We start from the raw sequence: 16,117 nt of genomic DNA, 5'->3' as shown, positions 1-16,117 counted from the left end.
GGCTAACGTCGACTACGTTCGACATCCTGCGGCAAACCATCGGGGAGTAGAAACGTCCGTGGTGCGGCGTCGGACAGGCCGGCCGACGGCAGCGCCGGTTGCTCGGCCTTGTCCTTGAGTTGCACGCCGGACAGCTTGCGTCGGAACGATTCGCGCAGCAGATACCCGAGCTTGTGGGTGGCGTCGGCGTAGCTCAGTCCTTCGGTGCGGATGTTGGAGATGCAGTTGCGCGCTGCGTCGGTCAGGCCCACCCGCGGGGTGTAGGTCAGATACAAGCCCAGGCTGTCGGGCGAGCTCAGGCCTGGCCGTTCGCCGATCAACACGATCACCAGGCGGGCCTTGAGCAGTTCGCCGACCTCGTCGCCGATGGCGACGCGGCCTTGCGCGACCAACACCACCGGCGCCAGCGACCAGCCTTCGTGCGCGGCCAGGGCGTCGACATGTTCCACCATCTGCGCTGCATGCCGATGCACGGCCAATGCAGAGAGTCCGTCGGCGACCACGACAGCCACATCGTGCCCGCCGCCATGTACGGCGGTCAGGCCACGCAGATGCGCGGCCGCCTCCTCGCCCAGGCGCCGGCCCAGATCCGGACGTTGCAGGTAGGCATGCCGATCCACCGCCGCGCTGTGCAGCAGAATGCTGTCGCGCCCACGCTGTTTCAGCGCTGTTTGCAGTGGCTGTGGATCGAACGCCAGATGCACCGCATCGCGTGCCTGCGCATGCGCCAGCTGGAAATCCAGGTGCGCGGCGGTCGGCAGGCTGGTGCCGACGCGTCCCAGCGCGATGCGCGCCGGTGTGAGCCGGCGCAGGTGTGCCCAGGCATCGCGTGGTGGGGTGGTCGGATCGCTCATTGCGCGCCGCCGGTGTGCAACTGCTCCAGCGCACGCCGGAACGGTGCGGGAAGCTCGCTGCCGAGTTCGAAGCGGCCATCGCGCAGCCGCAGGATGCCTTGCTGTTCCAGCCAGTGTTCGAACTCGGGCGCGGCGCGCAGGCCGAGCGCCTGGCGCGCATACAGCGCATCGTGGAACGAGGTGGTCTGGTAGTTGAGCATGACATCGTCCGAGCCGGGAATGCCCATGATGAAATTGATGCCGGCGGTGCCGAGCAGGGTCAGCAGCACGTCCATGTCGTCCTGATCGGCTTCGGCATGATTGGTGTAGCAGATGTCGCAGCCCATCGGCACGCCGAGCAGCTTGCCGCAGAAGTGATCCTCCAGCCCGGCACGGATGATCTGCTTGCCGTCGTAGAGATACTCCGGGCCGATGAAGCCCACCACCGTGTTGACCAGCAGCGGCTTGAACTGCCGTGCCACCGCATAGGCGCGCACCTCGCAGGTCTGCTGATCGACGCCATGATGCGCGTTGGCCGACAACGCGCTGCCCTGGCCGGTCTCGAAATACATCACGTTGTCGCCGACGCTGCCGCGCCGCAACGCCACCCCGGCGTCATGGCCTTCCTGCAACAGCGCCAGATTGATGCCGAAGCTGGCATTGGCCGCCTCGGTGCCGGCGATGGACTGGAACACCAGGTCCACCGGCACGCCGCGGTTGATCGCCTCGATGGTGGTGGTGATATGCGCCAGCACGCAGGACTGGGTCGGGATCTGGTAACCGCTGATCACCGCATCGAGCATGCGCAGCAACGCGGTGGTGGCGGCCAGGCTGTCGCTGGCAGGATTGATGCCGATCACCGCATCGCCATTGCCGTACAACAGGCCGTCGAGCACGCTGGCGGCGATGCCGGTGGCATCGTCGGTGGGGTGGTTGGGCTGCAGGCGTGTAGACAGCCGCCCGCGCAAGCCCAGCGTGTTGCGAAAGCGCGTGACCACGCGGGTCTTCTGCGCGACCAGGATCAGGTCCTGCACGCGCATCAACTTCGAGACCGCTGCCACCATCTCCGGCGTCAGCCCGGGTGCCAGTGCGGTCAGCGCCGCTTCGTCGGCCTGCGCACTCAGCAGCCAATCGCGAAAGCCGCCGACGGTGAGGTGCGCCACCGCGGCAAACGCGGCCGCATCGTGCTGGTCGACGATCAGGCGGGTGACCTCGTCCGCTTCATACGGCACCACCGCTTCCTCGAGGAAGTGCCGCAGCGGCAGATCGGCCAGCGCCATCTGCGCCGCCACCCGCTGCAGCCCGGAGTCGGCGGCGAGCCCGGCCAGTTGGTCGCCCGAGCGCGGCGGCGTGGCCTTGGCCAGCAGTGTCTTGAGATCGGCAAACCGGAAGCGCTCGCCGCCTGCGCTGAACGCGAACCCGCTCATCTGGCACTGGCCGCCGGCGTGGCCTGGCCGCGCAGGCTCAGCACGCAGCACAGCCCGCCGAACAGCAGCAGGCCCACGAAGATCAGCGCCACGATCGGGTTGAACCAGACCATCGCCACCAGGCACACCAGCGCCAGCAGCAGCGCGATGGCCGGCACCACCGGATAGCCCGGCGCGCGAAAGCTGCGCTCCAGCCCGGGTTCGGCGCGCCGCAGCTTGAACAGGCTGAGCATGCTCATCACATACATCACGATCGCGCCGAACACCGACATGGTGATCATCGCCGCGGTCAGCGACATGCCCTGGATCTTGACCACGCTGTCGCTGCAGATCGCCGCGATGCCGATCGCGCCACCGGCCAGGATCGCCCGATGCGGCGTGCGAAAGCGCGACAGCCTGGCCAGGCCGTGCGGCAGGAAACCGGCACGCGCCAACGCGAAGAACTGGCGCGAATAGCCCAGGATGATGCCGTGGAAGCTGGCCACCAGGCCGAACAGGCCGATCCACACCAGCATATGCAGCCAGGTCGAACTGTTGCCGACCACCGCCTTCATCGCCTGCGGCAACGGGTCGTTGATGTTGGAGAGCTGACGCCAGTCGCCGACCCCGCCTGCGAACACCATCACGCCCAATGCCAGCACCACCAGGGTGAGGATGCCGGCGATGTAGGCACGCGGAATCGTACGCTTCGGCTCCTTCGCTTCCTCGGCCGCCATCGCCGCGCCCTCGATCGCCAGAAAGAACCAGATCGCGAACGGGATCGCGGCGAAGATGCCGGAGATCGCCGCCGGGCCGAACGTGTTGCTGCCGGCCCAGCCGTTGGCGGCAAAGCGCGCAACGCTGAACCCCGGCGCCACCACGCCCATGAACACCAGCAGCTCGATCACCGCCAGCAAGGTCACGATCAGTTCGAAGGTGGCGGCGATCGCCACACCGACGATGTTCAAGCCCATGAAGATCGCATACGCACCGATCGCGGCGATGCGCGGGTCCAGGGTCGGGAATTGCACATTGAGATAGGCGCCGATGGCCATCGCAATGGCCGGCGGCGCGAACACGAACTCGATCAGCGTGGCCAGGCCCGCCAGCATGCCGCCGTAGGTGCCGAATGCGCGCAGGCTGTAGGCGAACGGCCCGCCCGCATTGGGGATGGCGGTGGTCAGCTCGGTAAAGCTGAAGATGAAGCAGGTATACATCACCGCGACCAGCAGCGTGGTCACCAGAAAGCCCAGCGTGCCGGCGGTGCCCCACCCGTAGCTCCAGCCGAAATATTCGCCGGAAATCACCAGACCCACGGCGATCCCCCAGAGTTGCCAGGTGCCCAGGGTGGGTTTGAGCTGCTCGTTGCGCATGTCGCACATCTCCTGCGGTCGGGGGAGGGGAGATGAAGCGGTCCGGCGCCTAAACGCGGGACCGACCGCCAGCGACCGCCCGCCCGCTGCTGCAGGACGACGATCCACGGTCGTTCCGGTTATACCCCAAAGGCCCGCGGCGAACACGAGCACGGCGGGTGGGGCGCAGCGACCATGCCGCCACGCTCCGGCCTTGTTCGGATCCCGACGCTCCGACTATTGATTGCGTTCCAGCACCAGTAACGGATCGATCCGCACGTCGAACCAGTTCATTCCCCAATGCAGGTGTGGCCCGGTGGCGCGCCCGGTGGCACCGACCGCGGCAATCACCTGGCCTTGCTCCACCCGGTCACCCACCTTCACGTCGATGCGCGACAGGTGCAGGAAATTGGAGCTCACCCCGAAGCCATGGTCCAGCAGCACGGTGCCGCCGGTCAGGTACAGGTCCGGCGCGGCGAAGGTCACCACGCCGGCGGCCGGCGCCTTGACCGGCGTGCCGGTGGGCACGGCGATATCCATGCCCGAATGGCCGGCACCGGGCTGGCCGTTGTAGACGCGTGCATTGCCGAAGCGCCCGCTGATGCGGCCCTGCACCGGCCAGATGAAGGCTTGCGCGAAATCGGGGCGGGCATCGTCGCGATCGCGCGCGGCGGTGACCTGCGCCTGCTCGCGCTTGATCCGCTCGGCGATCGCCGCAGGCGGATTGACCGTCTTGGGCGGCACGCCGTTGACGCGTTCCACCGGCCAGTCGCGCGGCGTCACTGCAATGCTGGCGGTCTGCGTGCTGCCATCGGGCCGGGTGATCTGCACCTGCAACGGGCCGGTGGCATCGCGGCCGATGCCGAACACCACGCTGCCGTAGCCGCTGACGCGCAGCGTGCGGCCGGCGTACTGCACCTGGCTACCCGCCGGGACCTTGCCGATCACCAGCGCGCCCTGCGACGCGCTTTGCGGAAACACCACGTCCGCCGCAGCGGACTGCGCAGCGGCGCTGCCGACGGCGAGCGACAGCGGCGCCAGCGCAAGCCAGGCGCCAAACAGGGCTGCGCGCATCAGCGGTCGAAGGTCAGGCGCTGGCCGGCGGCACTGCCGAGCAACTGTTCGCCATCCCACACCTGCTGGCCGTTGACCCAGGTCGCGGCGATGCGCGAGCGGAACGTGGTGCCTTCGAACGGCGACCAACCGCACTTGGACAGCACCTGCTCACGCTTCACGGTGAACGGGGTGTTGTCGATCATCACCAGGTCGGCGAAATAGCCTTCGCGCAGGAAGCCGCGTTCTTCCACATCGAACAACTGCGCCGGGGCATGCGCGAACTTGTGCACGATGCGGGTGATCGGCAGCTTGCCCTCGTGCACCAGTTCCAGCGCGGCGACCAGCGCGTACTGCACCAGCGGCAGGCCGGAGGGCGCCTGCGCGTAGGGCTTCTGCTTCTCTTCCCAGGTGTGCGGCGCATGGTCGGTGGCGAGCACGTCGATGACGTCCTCGGCCAGCGCCTCGATCAGCGCCACGCGGTCCTCGGCGTCCTTGATCGCGGGGTTGCACTTGATCAGGTTGCCCAGCCGCGCGTAATCGCTGCGGTCAAAGCGCAAGAAGTGGATGCAGGTCTCGGCGGTGATGCGCTTGCGCAGCTTGCCGTCGGCATCGACCAGCGGGCCGGCCTCGAACAGCGCCAGCTCGTCGGCGGTGGAGATATGCAGCACGTGCAGGCGGGTGTTGTGCCTGCGCGCCAGCGCCACCGCCAGCTGCGACGACTTCAGGCAGGCCTGCCGCGAACGGATGTCCGGATGCATCTCCGGGGTCAGCGCGTCGCCGTATTTCTCCTTGTACTGCGCCAGCGTCGCATCGATGGTCGGGGTGTCTTCGCAGTGGGTGATGATCGGCGTCGGTGCGTCACGGAAGATCGCGTCCAGCGTCTCGGGGTTGTCGACCAGCATGTTGCCGGTGGAGGCGCCCATGAACACCTTGATGCCCGGCGCGGTCTTCGGGTCCAGGGTCTGGATCGCGGCCAGGTTGTCGTTGCTGGCGCCCATGTAGAAGCCGTAGTTGGCCCAGGCGCGCCCGGCTGCAGCGTCGTACTTGGCCTGCAGTGCGGCCGCGTCCAGGGTCGGCGGATTGGTGTTGGGCATGTCCATGAAGCTGGTCAGGCCACCGGCCACCGCGGCGCCGGATTCGGTCGCGATGTCGCCCTTGTGGGTCAGGCCCGGCTCGCGGAAGTGCACCTGGTCGTCGATCATGCCCGGCAGCACCCAGCGTCCGGCGGCGTCCACCACGGTGTCGCCGGCAGCCGGGGGGATCTTGCTGGCGATCTTCGCGATGCGGCCGGCGTCGATCAGCAGATCGGCGTCGAATTCCTTGCCTTCATTGACCAGGCGGGCGTTGACGATGAGGGTTCGGCTCATGGATGAGGTCCTTTGCAACTGCAGGAAGGGGAAACGGGCGAGGCTGCGGACGCAGGCGCGTCGGGCACGGGATCGAACCCGCCCGGATGGAATGGATGGCAGCGGCCGAGCCGGCGCGTGGCCAGCCAGCAACCGCGCAGTGGGCCGAAGCGGCCGATCGCGGTCATCGCATACTCCGAGCAACTGGGCGCAAAACGGCAGCGCGGCCCCAGCAAGGGGCTGATGAACCGCTTGTAGAAGCGCAGCAGCGCGATGAGCAGGCGTGAGATCACTTGCCAATGATATGCCACTTGGATTAATACGTGGTTGCCGGGGGTCCGTGGGGTAAGCTATAAAGGCCCGCTTTCCCGGGCCCCGGGGGAACCAAGGATGAGCGTTTCGTGGCTGCTAAAAAACCTGCAAAAAAGGCCGTAGAGGCCGCCAAGAAGTCCGCCAGACCCGTTGCGAAGAAGGCAGCGGCGCCCGCCGCTGCAAAACCGGCCGCCAAGCAGGCGACACCGCCCGCCAAGCCGCCTGTCGCCAAGAAGGCAGCTGCGACGAAGACCACGGCCAAGCCGGCGCCGGTCTCCAAGAGCGCAGCGTCCAAACCCGCGGCCTCCAAACCTGTAAAATCTCCTGTCGCCAAGAGTGCTGCCAAGCCGGCGGCGAACAAGGCAGCTCCGGCTGCCGCCAAACCGGCCGCCAAGCCGGTGGCGCCCAAGTCCGCACCGAAGCCGGCTACCAAGTCGGCTCCGGCCAAGTCAGTCCCGGTCAAGGCTGAAAAGCCCGCGCCCGCACCGGTCTCCAAGGCCGTCCCTGCGAAGCCGGCAAAGCCTGCGACCCCGTCACCTAAGAATCCCGTGCCCGTTTCGAAATCTTCAGCAAAAACGCCAACCAAAACCGAAGCCCCCGCCAAGCCCGCTGCGACCCGTCCGGTCGGCAAGGTGGCCGTGGCCGTGACCTCCAAGCCGTCCAGCCCGACCCCCAAGACCAAGTACAAGGTGGTCGAGTACAAGACCGATGAAGCCACCGGTCGTCCGATCCTGCCGCAGGGCTACAAGCCTGCAGCCGATGAGGAGTACATGAGCAAGCTGCAGCAGGAGTACTTCCGTCAGCGGCTGCAGAGCTGGCGCAACGACCTGGTCGAAGAGTCCAAGCAGACCATCGAAAACCTGCGCGAAGAAGTGCGCGACATCGGCGACGAAGCCGAGCGTGCCACGCGCGAGACCGAGAACTCGCTGGAGCTGCGTACCCGCGACCGTCACCGCAAGCTGATCGGCAAGATCGACAGCACGCTCAAGCGCCTGGAAGACGGCGATTACGGCTATTGCGTGGACACCGGCGAAGAGATCGGCATCGACCGCCTGGAAGCGCGTCTGACCGCTGAGCGCACCATCGACGCCCAGGAGCGTTGGGAGCACCTGCAGAAGCAGCAGGGCGACTGATCGTTCGACAAGGTCCAGGCCTTGTCCGTCGACTGAAAAACCCCGCCATGTGCGGGGTTTTTTGTGCGCATCGCGCACACGCAATGGCGTTTCGATGCATCGACATGCCTGACGCAGGGCGGGCGGCCTGGTGGGCGTCGCTTGCCTGATGTGGGCCAGATGTACGGGCGTGCCGTGCCCGGCCCGGCATACGCGGCGAAACAGTGCCGGCTGCATTGGCGCAACCGGCACCGCATCGTTGCAGGGCTCACTGCAGGTCGCGCAGATCCAGCGTGCGCAGCTTGGGCGCCTTCCACGCGGTGGTGGCGACCACGCCCAGGGTCACGCAGCCGCCGATCACCACCGCCGGCACCAGGCCGACCAGGCGCGCCATCACCCCGTCGTAGAACGCGCCCAGCTCGTTGGACGAGCCGATGAAGATGCCGTTGATCGACGACACCCGGCCGCGCATCGCATCGGGCGTGGCCAGCTGCAGGATGGTCTGACGCACCACCACCGACACGCCGTCGCACATGCCGTACACCAGCAGGATCGCCGCCGACAGCCAGAAGTGCCGCGACAGGCCGAATGCGATCGTGCACAGCCCGAAGCCGGCCACCGACAGCATCAGGATGCGCCCGGCATTGCGTTGCAGCGGGTGCCGGGCCAGCCACACCCCGACCACGATCGACCCCAGCGCCGGGGCACCGCGCAGGATGCCCAGGCCTTCCGGGCCGTAATGCAGGATGTCGTGGATGAAGGCCGGCAGCATCGACACCGCGCCGCCCAGCAGCACCGAGAACATGTCCAGCGCCATCGCGCCCAGCATGATCTGGTTGGACAGCACGAACTGCGCCCCTTCGGCGATGCTGCGGAAGATCGGCGCGCGCGGGCCTGTGTTGACCGGCTCGCTGACCCGCAACAGCGCCAGTGCCAGGATCGCCACCAACGCCACGCTGGCGGCCACGCCATAGGCCAACCCCTTGCCGCCCCAGCCGACCAGCACGCCGCCCAGCGCCGGGCCGATCACCATGCCGGCCTGGAAGGTGACGCTGCCGATGCTGGCGCCACGGGCGAAGGCCTCGCGCGGCAGCGCACGTGCGAACAGCGCGTTATAGACCGGCGACAGGAACGAGCGTGCCGCACCGGTCAGTGCGATGGCTGCATAGATCGGCCACACGCCTTGCACCGGCAGCCAGCCATGGGTGATGGCCAGCAACAGCAGCGCGGTGGCGACCAGGCCCAGCACCGCGATCGTGCCCAGGCGGCGGCGCGGCAGGTGATCGACCAGATAGCCGGCAAACGGCGCGATGCAGAAGAACGGCAGGATCTCCGCCAGGCCGATCAAGCCGAGCGAGAGCGGATTGCGGGTGATCTCGTAGATATGCCAGCCGACCGTGACCGCGACGATCTGGTACGACAGCATCGCCGCCACGCGATACAGCAGCACCAGGCCGAAGCCGGGGTGGGCGAGCAGCGTACGCAGCGAGGCGGCGGGCGAGGGCGTCGGCGTACTCACTGCTGCGCGCGGGCGGTGTCGCGGATGAAGGCCAGCATGGCCGCCACGCCGTTGCTGCGGGTCGGCGACAGATGCTTGGCCAGCCCGATTCCGGCGATGTAGTCCGGCTCGGTGGCCAGGATCTCCTGCGCGCTACGCCCGGAGTACACGCGCAAGGCCAGATAGATCAGCCCGGACACGATCGCCGAGTCGCTGACGGCGTGGAAGTCCAGCCGCTCGGCATTGCCCTCCGGCACGATCCACACCATCGACTGGCAGCCATGCAGGCGGTGTTCTTCGGTCTTCCACTGTTCGGGGAAGCTGGGCAGCTTGCGGCCCAGGTCGATCAGGTACTGGTAGCGCTCGGACCAGTCGCCGAAGAAGGAGAACTCCTCGGCGATGGCGGCCTGTGCGTCGACGGCGGTGGGTTCGAGCGGGAAGGGGGTGGTGGTCATCAAAAATCCAGAGTCGGTCGGTGATCGCGCTGCCCGGCGACACCGCAAGGGTGCCCCTCTCCCGCCGGGGCGAGAAGGCGCGGTTTGCGCGCCATGGGCGCGCGTGCCTTGGAGCGCCCGCGCCGCCAGCACGGGCCGGGGCGCGGAGCGGGGGTTGGGGGTGAGGGTAGGGGTGACGCCTCGCTGGAATTCGATGCGGGTGGCGTCGCCCTTACCTCAAGGAAGATGCATGTGGCTTCGCTCGCAGCCTCATCCGCCCCGGCGGGGCACCTTCTCCCGACGGGAGAAGGAAAGAGGGTCATGCGCGCTTCCAACGCACGCCTTGCGGGGTGTCTTCCAGCACGATGCCTTCGTCGGCCAGCTGCGTACGGATGGCATCGGCGCGGGCAAAATCCCTGGCCTTCTTCGCGGCATTGCGTTCTTCGACCAGCGCAGTGATGCGCGCATCGTCGCCGGCGTCGGTGCCGCGCGAGAACCAGGCGGCCGGATCCTGCTGCAGCAATCCCAGTGCCAGGCCTGCGCCGAGCAGCCGGGACTTCAGCGCGGACAGCGCGGCAACACCTGCCGGTGCGTCGCCGCCCTGCGCGAGTTGGGTGCGCAGCGCGCGGGCCTCGGAGGCGATGCTGGCGATGACCGACAGCGCAAGCGGGGTGTTGAGGTCGTCGTCGAGCGCGGCCTCCACCTCGTCGGGAATCGCGGCCGGCGGCGCGGGGGCGATCCCTGCGGCGTGCTCGGCCGCGGCCAGGTCGCGCACGGTGCCGTACAGCCGATCCAGCGTGTTCTTGGCCTGTTCGATCAAACCATCGGACCAGTCCAGCGGCTGCCGGTAATGCGCGCTCAGCAGCGCGTAGCGCAGCGCCTCGGGCGGGTGCCTGGCGATCAGGTCGTGCACGGTCTCGATGTTGCCCAGCGACTTGCTCATCTTGGCGCCGCTGAAATTGAGCATGCCGTTGTGCAGCCAGAAGCGGGCGAAGGTGGCGCCGCCATGCGCACATTCGCTCTGCGCAATCTCGTTCTCGTGATGCGGGAACTGCAGGTCCACGCCACCGGCATGGATGTCGATGGTCGGGCCCAGGTGCGCGGCGGCCATCGCCGAGCATTCGATATGCCAGCCCGGGCGGCCGCGGCCCCAGGGCGAGTCCCAGCCGGGCAGCTCGTCGCTGGACGGCTTCCACAGCACGAAGTCGCCCGGGTCGCGCTTGTACGGCGCCACGTCCACGCGCGCGCCGGCCAGCATCTCGTCCGGATCGCGGCGCGAGAGCTTGCCGTAGTGCGCGAAGCTGGCCACCGCGAACAGCACATGGCCCTCGGCGGCATAGGCATGCCCATTGGTGATCAGCTGCTCGATCATCGCCACGATCTGCGGGATATGCGCGGTGGCTTCCGGTTCGATGTCCGGCGGCAGCACGCCGAGCGCGGCCATGTCCTGGCGATAGATCGCCGCGAAGCGGTCGGTGATGGTCGAGATCGGCACGCCCTGCGCCTGCGCAGCGGCATTGATCTTGTCGTCCACGTCGGTGATGTTGCGCGCGTAGCGCAGCGCCCCGAAGCGCCGCCGCAGCAGTGCGGCCAGCACATCGAACACGACCGGGCCGCGGGCGTTGCCGATATGCGCGTAGTTGTAGACGGTGGGGCCGCACACATACAGGGTGGGGCTGGACGGATCGAGCGGTGCGAACGGCTCGACCCGCCGCGTCAGGTTGTTGTGCAGGCGCAGGCTCATCGGCATCTGGAAAAGGATAACCGGGCGATTCTAGCCGGTCGCGGCGGGATGGCGAACCAGCCGTCTGCCTTCCATGATGCCGGTGACCGGATGGGCTGCGTTCAGCCCAAGGGGTCGCAAGCTCCATACACTTACGTATTGCTTCGCTCCGCCCCCCTGGTACTGATGCGACCTTCCCCGTTCTTCCTGCTGCTGTGTGTGTTCGCCGGGCAGGCACCGTCAGCGCATGCGGCAGAGACCGATCCCAAGAACAGGGTGGTGGTGATCGAGAACGTGAAGCTGGATTACGCGCAGGTGCTCAACGTCGAGCCGGTCTACCAGACCTTGCGTGCCACCCGCATCGAGGAGCAGTGCGAGGCCGAGCCGGTCGCGCCGGCGGTGCCGGCCGAGGACGAAGGCCGCATCAACCGGATGGTGGATTCGGTCAAGGAGATGTTCTCGCGGCGCCCCGAGCCGGCCGCCGTGCCGATGGCAGTGCCACCGACCAGCACGCGGCGCAACTGCCGGGTGGTGGAAGTGCCGCGCGAGTTCCGGCGGCCGATCGCCTTCGACGTGGACTACGTCTACAAGGGCACCAAGTACCGCTCGCGGCTGCCAGAGGACCCGGGCAACCGGCTGCGCATCCGTGTGTCGGTCACCCCCTACATCCCCGACGCCATCGTCGCGCCGCCGCGTTGAGCTGCGCAGCGGTTGCGCCGTACCCGCATGCATGCGAGGATTCGCGCCCTATGCACGCAAACGCCTTTCAGCACGACACCAGCGCCGCCCGGATGGCCTCCGGCATGACCTCGCGTGCCCGCCGACCGGAATCCCACATTTTCGCTGGGTAACCGGAGCGTTTGGCTGTTCCGCTGTTGAAAACCCAGCCCTGAGGCTGGGTTTTTTCGTTTTGACGTCACAAAAGTTTCAACCGCAAGAAACGCGCATGTCGCGCACCCCGTCGCTCCTGGCGGACCACGCAGCAGAAGCACGCAGCACAAGGACCGATCGATGTCACTGAAGCACTTCTTGAACACCCAGGACTGGAGCCGCGCCGAACTGGACGCGCTGTTGACCCAGGCCGCGTTGTTCAAACGCAACAAGCTGGGAAGCGAGCTGAAGGGCAAGTCGATCGCGCTGGTGTTCTTCAACCCGTCCATGCGCACGCGGACCAGCTTCGAGCTGGGCGCGTTCCAGCTGGGCGGGCATGCAGTGGTGCTGCAGCCGGGCAAGGATGCCTGGCCGATCGAGTTCAATCTGGGCACGGTGATGGATGGCGACACCGAGGAGCACATCGCCGAAGTGGCGCGCGTGCTGGGCCGCTATGTCGACCTGATCGGCGTGCGCGCGTTCCCGAAGTTCGTCGACTGGTCCAAGGACCGCGAGGACCAGGTGCTCAGGAGCTTCGCCAAGTACTCGCCGGTGCCGGTGATCAACATGGAGACGATCACCCACCCGTGCCAGGAGCTGGCGCACGCGCTGGCCTTGCAGGAACACTTCGGCACCCAGGATCTGCGCGGCAAGAAGTACGTGCTGACCTGGACCTATCACCCCAAGCCGTTGAACACCGCGGTGGCCAATTCCGCGCTGACCATCGCCACCCGCATGGGCATGGACGTGACCCTGCTGTGCCCGACGCCGGACTACATCCTGGACGAGCGCTACATGGACTGGGCGGCGCAGAACGTGGCCGAAAGCGGCGGCTCGCTACAGGTCAGCCACGACATCGACAGCGCCTATGCCGGCGCCGACGTGGTGTATGCCAAGAGCTGGGGCGCACTGCCGTTCTTCGGTAACTGGGAGCCGGAAAAGCCGATCCGCGACCAGTACCAGCACTTCATCGTCGACGAACGCAAGATGGCGCTGACCAACAACGGCGTGTTCTCGCACTGCCTGCCGCTGCGTCGCAACGTCAAGGCCACCGACGCGGTGATGGATTCGCCCAACTGCATCGCCATCGACGAGGCCGAGAACCGCCTGCATGTCCAGAAGGCGATCATGGCGGCGCTGGTCGGCCAAGGCCGGGCATGAGCGGCCACACCCATCACTACACCGCGCAGGTTACCTGGACCGGCGATCGCGGCGAGGGCACTGGGAGCTACCGCGGCTATGGCCGCGAGCACGAGATCGCCATCGCCGGCAAGCCGACGCTGGCCGGTTCGGCCGACCCGGCGTTCCGCGGCGACGCCTCGCGGCACAACCCCGAGGATCTGCTCGTGGCCTCGCTGTCGGCCTGCCACATGCTCTGGTACCTGCATCTGGCCGCCGAGGCCGGCGTGGTGGTGCGCGGCTACGTCGACGAGGCCGGCGGCACGATGCTGACCGACGCCGGCGGCGGCCAGTTCCGCGAGGTGGTGCTGCATCCGGTCGTCACGATTTCCGCCGGTGATCCGGCGGCCGCGCAGGCGCTGCACCATGCCGCGCACGCGGCCTGTTTCATCGCCCGTTCGGTCAACTTCCCGGTGCGCTGCGAGCCGCGCGTCGTGGTTGTCGAGTAGGTTCCCTTTTCTACCTTCCCCCCAGGATCTTCGTCATGAGCAGCAAAGATATCGTTCTCGCCTTCTCCGGCGGCCTCGACACCAGCTTCTGCATTCCGTATCTGCAGGCGCAGGGCTATGCGGTGCACACCGTGTTCGCCGATACCGGCGGCGTGGATGCGGAGGAACGCGACTTCATCGAGAAGCGCGCCGCCGAGCTGGGCGCGGCCAGCCATGTCACCGTCGATGGCGGTCCGGCCATCTGGCAGGGCTTCGTCAAGCCGTTCGTGTGGGCCGGCGAGGGCTACCAGGGCCAGTACCCGTTGCTGGTGTCCGACCGTTACCTGATCGTCGATGCCGCGCTCAAGCGCGCCGGGGAACTGGGCACGCGCAGCATCGCCCACGGCTGCACCGGCATGGGCAACGACCAGGTGCGCTTCGATCTGGCGGTCAAGGCGCTGGGCGACTACCAGATCGTGGCGCCGATCCGCGAGATCCAGAAGGAGCACACCCAGACCCGCGCCTACGAGCAGAAGTATCTGGAAGAGCGCGGCTTCGGCGTGCGCGCCAAGCAGCAGGCCTACACCATCAACGAGAACCTGCTCGGGCTGACCATGTCCGGCGGCGAGATCGACCGTTGGGAAGCGCCGGGTGAAGGTGCGCGTGGCTGGTGCGCGCCGCGCAGCGAGTGGCCGGTCGAAGCGCTGACCGTCACCCTGACGTTCGTCGAAGGCGAGGCGGTCGCGCTCAACGGCAAGACGCTGCCCGGCGAGCAGATCCTGGCCCAGCTCAACAAGCTGTTTGCACCCTACGGCGTGGGCCGTGGCGTGTATACCGGCGACACCGTGATCGGTTTGAAGGGCCGCATCGTCTTCGAAGCACCGGGTCTGATCTCGCTGCTGACCGCGCACCGCGCGCTGGAAGATGCGGTGCTGACCAAGCAGCAGAACCGCTTCAAGCCGGATGTGGCGCGCAAGTGGGTGGAGCTGGTGTACGAAGGCTTCTATCACGATCCGCTCAAGACCGACATCGAGGCGTTTTTGAAGTCGTCGCAGTCCAAGGTCAACGGCGAGGTCACGCTGGAAACCCGCGGTGGCCGCGTCGATGCGGTGGCGGTGCGTTCGCCGCATCTGCTCAACACCAAGGGCGCGACCTACGCGCAGTCGGCCGACTGGGGCGTGGAAGAGGCGGAAGGCTTCATCAAGCTGTTCGGGATGAGCTCGACGCTGTACGCCCAGGTGAATCGCTGAGGCGACCGCTCCGCAGGCAGCCGGCATCTTGCTTCTCCCGCGTGCGGGAGAAGCTGGCGCATCGCGCCGGATGAGGGCGACCTGCCGCATGCCCCCATCCGCCCTGTCGGGCACCTTCCCCCGCAGGCGGGGGATGGGCCAGAGGGGCGTTAGAAAGACCGACCACCCTCTGGCCGACGCAATCAAGACGCGATCAATGACCACACTGCTCGACAACACACTGACGCATCTGCAAAAGCTGGTGTCCTTCGACACCCGCAACCCGCCGCGGGCGATCGCTGCCGAGGGCGGCATCTTCGATTATCTGCGCGCGCAGCTGCCCGGGTTCCAGGTCGAGGTGATCGACCACGGTGCGGGTGCGGTGAGCCTGTATGCGGTGCGCGGTGCGCCCAAGTACCTGTTCAACGTGCATCTGGATACGGTGCCGGATTCGCCGCACTGGAGTGCCGATCCGCACGTGATGCGGCGTACCGACGATCGCGTGATCGGTCTGGGCGTCTGCGACATCAAGGGGGCGGCAGCGGCGCTGGTGGCGGCGGCCAATGCCGGGCAGGGCGATGCGGCATTCCTGTTTTCCTCCGACGAGGAAGCCAACGACCCGCGCTGCATCGCCGCGTTCCTGGCGCGCGGCGTGCCGTATGAGGCGGTGCTGGTCGCCGAGCCGACCATGAGCGAGGCGGTGCTGGCGCATCGCGGGATCAGCTCGGTGCTGATGCGCTTTGCCGGGCGTGCCGGGCATGCGTCGGGCAAGCAGGATCCATCCGCCAGTGCGCTGCACCAGGCGATGCGCTGGGGCGGCAGGGCACTGGAGCATATCGAGTCGCTGGCGCATGCGCGCTTCGGCGGCCTGACCGGCCTGCGTTTCAACATCGGCCGCGTCGAGGGTGGCATCAAGGCCAACATGATCGCCCCGGCAGCCGAGCTGCGTTTCGGCTTTCGTCCGCTGCCGTCGATGGACGTGGACGGCTTGCTGGCCACGTTTGCTGGCTTCGCCGATCCTGCGGCAGCGCAGTTCGAAGAAACCTTTCGCGGGCCGAGCCTGCCGTCGGGTGACATCGCGCGTGCAGAAGAGCGCCGCCTGGCCGCACGCGATGTCGCCGATGCGCTGGACCTGCCGATCGGCAATGCAGTGGATTTCTGGACCGAGGCCTCGCTGTTCTCGGCCGGTGGCTATACCGCACTGGTGTACGGACCGGGCGACATCGCCCAGGCGCACACCGCCGACGAGTTCGTGACGCTTGCGCAGTTGCAGCGTTACGCCGAGTCGGTCCATCGCATCATCAACGGCTGCAACTGAAGCCGCGTTCCGCGCCTGGCG

15 protein-coding genes are annotated in these 16,117 nt (G+C 67.4%); 6 read left to right on the top strand and 9 right to left on the bottom strand.

From position 1 onward, the window contains the following. Positions 1 to 2 precede the first annotated feature (2 nt). The 6 genes from eutC to yidD form a co-directional block, all read right to left on the bottom strand. Positions 3 to 854, bottom strand: coding sequence for an ethanolamine ammonia-lyase subunit EutC (gene eutC / locus H7A87_RS11385; RefSeq protein ID WP_119128671.1), 852 nt, complete (start codon positions 852 to 854; stop codon positions 3 to 5). Continuing rightward, entirely contained in the window at positions 851 to 2,260 is a 1,410-nt protein-coding gene (locus H7A87_RS11380) for an ethanolamine ammonia-lyase subunit EutB (protein ID WP_119128672.1), read from the bottom strand. The genes eutC and H7A87_RS11380 overlap by 4 nt, the downstream gene beginning before the upstream one ends. Next, positions 2,257 to 3,621 (bottom strand): ethanolamine permease, encoded by a 1,365-nt coding sequence (gene eat / locus H7A87_RS11375; RefSeq protein WP_115676897.1) that lies wholly within the window; start codon positions 3,619 to 3,621, stop codon positions 2,257 to 2,259. The genes H7A87_RS11380 and eat overlap by 4 nt, the downstream gene beginning before the upstream one ends. 207 nt (positions 3,622 to 3,828) lie before the next feature. Beyond that, positions 3,829 to 4,665 (bottom strand): M23 family metallopeptidase, encoded by an 837-nt coding sequence (locus H7A87_RS11370; protein ID WP_180496639.1) that lies wholly within the window; start codon positions 4,663 to 4,665, stop codon positions 3,829 to 3,831. Beyond that, positions 4,665 to 6,014, bottom strand: a complete 1,350-nt coding sequence (locus H7A87_RS11365; RefSeq protein WP_119128674.1) for a dihydroorotase — start codon at positions 6,012 to 6,014, stop codon at positions 4,665 to 4,667. The genes H7A87_RS11370 and H7A87_RS11365 overlap by 1 nt, the downstream gene beginning before the upstream one ends. After that, positions 6,011 to 6,304 carry a membrane protein insertion efficiency factor YidD gene (yidD, locus tag H7A87_RS11360; RefSeq protein WP_104586168.1) on the bottom strand — a complete coding sequence of 98 codons (294 nt, stop codon included), beginning with the start codon at positions 6,302 to 6,304 and terminating at the stop codon, positions 6,011 to 6,013. Before yidD ends, H7A87_RS11365 begins: the two co-directional genes overlap by 4 nt. A gap of 90 nt (positions 6,305 to 6,394) precedes the next feature. On the opposite strand from yidD, the gene dksA reads away from it, so the two are divergent. Further along, complete coding sequence (dksA, locus tag H7A87_RS21000) at positions 6,395 to 7,438, top strand: RNA polymerase-binding protein DksA (RefSeq protein WP_119128675.1); 1,044 nt, start codon at positions 6,395 to 6,397, stop codon at positions 7,436 to 7,438. A gap of 247 nt (positions 7,439 to 7,685) precedes the next feature. Here the strand turns inward: dksA and H7A87_RS11350 are convergent, their stop codons facing one another. From H7A87_RS11350 to cysS, 3 genes are all read right to left on the bottom strand, one after another. Then, the gene (locus H7A87_RS11350; RefSeq protein ID WP_104586172.1) at positions 7,686 to 8,936 is read right to left on the bottom strand and encodes an MFS transporter; all 1,251 of its coding nucleotides are present in this window, start codon (positions 8,934 to 8,936) and stop codon (positions 7,686 to 7,688) included. Then, positions 8,933 to 9,370: a SufE family protein gene (locus H7A87_RS11345; RefSeq protein ID WP_016903219.1), complete on the bottom strand. Its 438-nt coding sequence runs from the start codon at positions 9,368 to 9,370 to the stop codon at positions 8,933 to 8,935. Before H7A87_RS11345 ends, H7A87_RS11350 begins: the two co-directional genes overlap by 4 nt. A gap of 298 nt (positions 9,371 to 9,668) precedes the next feature. Continuing rightward, positions 9,669 to 11,093 carry a cysteine--tRNA ligase gene (gene cysS / locus H7A87_RS11340; protein ID WP_180496637.1) on the bottom strand — a complete coding sequence of 475 codons (1,425 nt, stop codon included), beginning with the start codon at positions 11,091 to 11,093 and terminating at the stop codon, positions 9,669 to 9,671. A 186-nt stretch (positions 11,094 to 11,279) separates the two neighbouring features. On the opposite strand from cysS, the gene H7A87_RS11335 reads away from it, so the two are divergent. From H7A87_RS11335 to H7A87_RS11315, 5 genes are all read left to right on the top strand, one after another. Continuing rightward, entirely contained in the window at positions 11,280 to 11,771 is a 492-nt protein-coding gene (locus tag H7A87_RS11335) for a hypothetical protein (RefSeq protein WP_180497017.1), read from the top strand. Positions 11,772 to 12,083: 312 nt separating this feature from the next. Next, a complete protein-coding gene (locus tag H7A87_RS11330; protein WP_119128678.1) occupies positions 12,084 to 13,103 on the top strand; it encodes an N-acetylornithine carbamoyltransferase in 1,020 nt (339 codons plus the stop codon). Next, complete coding sequence (locus H7A87_RS11325; RefSeq protein WP_119128679.1) at positions 13,100 to 13,570, top strand: OsmC family protein; 471 nt, start codon at positions 13,100 to 13,102, stop codon at positions 13,568 to 13,570. Before H7A87_RS11330 ends, H7A87_RS11325 begins: the two co-directional genes overlap by 4 nt. 35 nt (positions 13,571 to 13,605) lie before the next feature. Beyond that, positions 13,606 to 14,799 carry an argininosuccinate synthase gene (locus H7A87_RS11320; protein ID WP_119128680.1) on the top strand — a complete coding sequence of 398 codons (1,194 nt, stop codon included), beginning with the start codon at positions 13,606 to 13,608 and terminating at the stop codon, positions 14,797 to 14,799. A 196-nt stretch (positions 14,800 to 14,995) separates the two neighbouring features. Next, positions 14,996 to 16,096, top strand: coding sequence for an acetylornithine deacetylase (locus H7A87_RS11315; RefSeq protein WP_119128681.1), 1,101 nt, complete (start codon positions 14,996 to 14,998; stop codon positions 16,094 to 16,096). Positions 16,097 to 16,117: the final 21 nt, after the last annotated feature.

It is taken from the genome of Xanthomonas sp. CPBF 426 (genome assembly GCF_903989465.1).
Taxonomy (GTDB): Bacteria; Pseudomonadota; Gammaproteobacteria; order Xanthomonadales; family Xanthomonadaceae; genus Xanthomonas; species Xanthomonas euroxanthea.
This window is presented reverse-complemented; position numbering and strand designations above follow the sequence as displayed.

Excerpts from the sequence above, each read along its gene's own strand:
- H7A87_RS11370 (WP_180496639.1), bottom strand. The coding sequence starts at position 4,665 with ATGCGCGCAGCCCTGTTTGGCGCCTGGCTTGCGCTGGCGCCGCTGTCG.
- cysS (WP_180496637.1), bottom strand. The coding sequence starts at position 11,093 with ATGAGCCTGCGCCTGCACAACAACCTGACGCGGCGGGTCGAGCCGTTC.
- H7A87_RS11330 (WP_119128678.1), top strand. The coding sequence starts at position 12,084 with ATGTCACTGAAGCACTTCTTGAACACCCAGGACTGGAGCCGCGCCGAA.
- eutC (WP_119128671.1), bottom strand. The coding sequence starts at position 854 with ATGAGCGATCCGACCACCCCACCACGCGATGCCTGGGCACACCTGCGC.
- H7A87_RS11320 (WP_119128680.1), top strand. The coding sequence starts at position 13,606 with ATGAGCAGCAAAGATATCGTTCTCGCCTTCTCCGGCGGCCTCGACACC.
- H7A87_RS11380 (WP_119128672.1), bottom strand. The coding sequence starts at position 2,260 with ATGAGCGGGTTCGCGTTCAGCGCAGGCGGCGAGCGCTTCCGGTTTGCC.
- H7A87_RS11345 (WP_016903219.1), bottom strand. The coding sequence starts at position 9,370 with ATGACCACCACCCCCTTCCCGCTCGAACCCACCGCCGTCGACGCACAG.
- H7A87_RS11315 (WP_119128681.1), top strand. The coding sequence starts at position 14,996 with ATGACCACACTGCTCGACAACACACTGACGCATCTGCAAAAGCTGGTG.
- H7A87_RS11325 (WP_119128679.1), top strand. The coding sequence starts at position 13,100 with ATGAGCGGCCACACCCATCACTACACCGCGCAGGTTACCTGGACCGGC.
- eat (WP_115676897.1), bottom strand. The coding sequence starts at position 3,621 with ATGTGCGACATGCGCAACGAGCAGCTCAAACCCACCCTGGGCACCTGG.
- H7A87_RS11365 (WP_119128674.1), bottom strand. The coding sequence starts at position 6,014 with ATGAGCCGAACCCTCATCGTCAACGCCCGCCTGGTCAATGAAGGCAAG.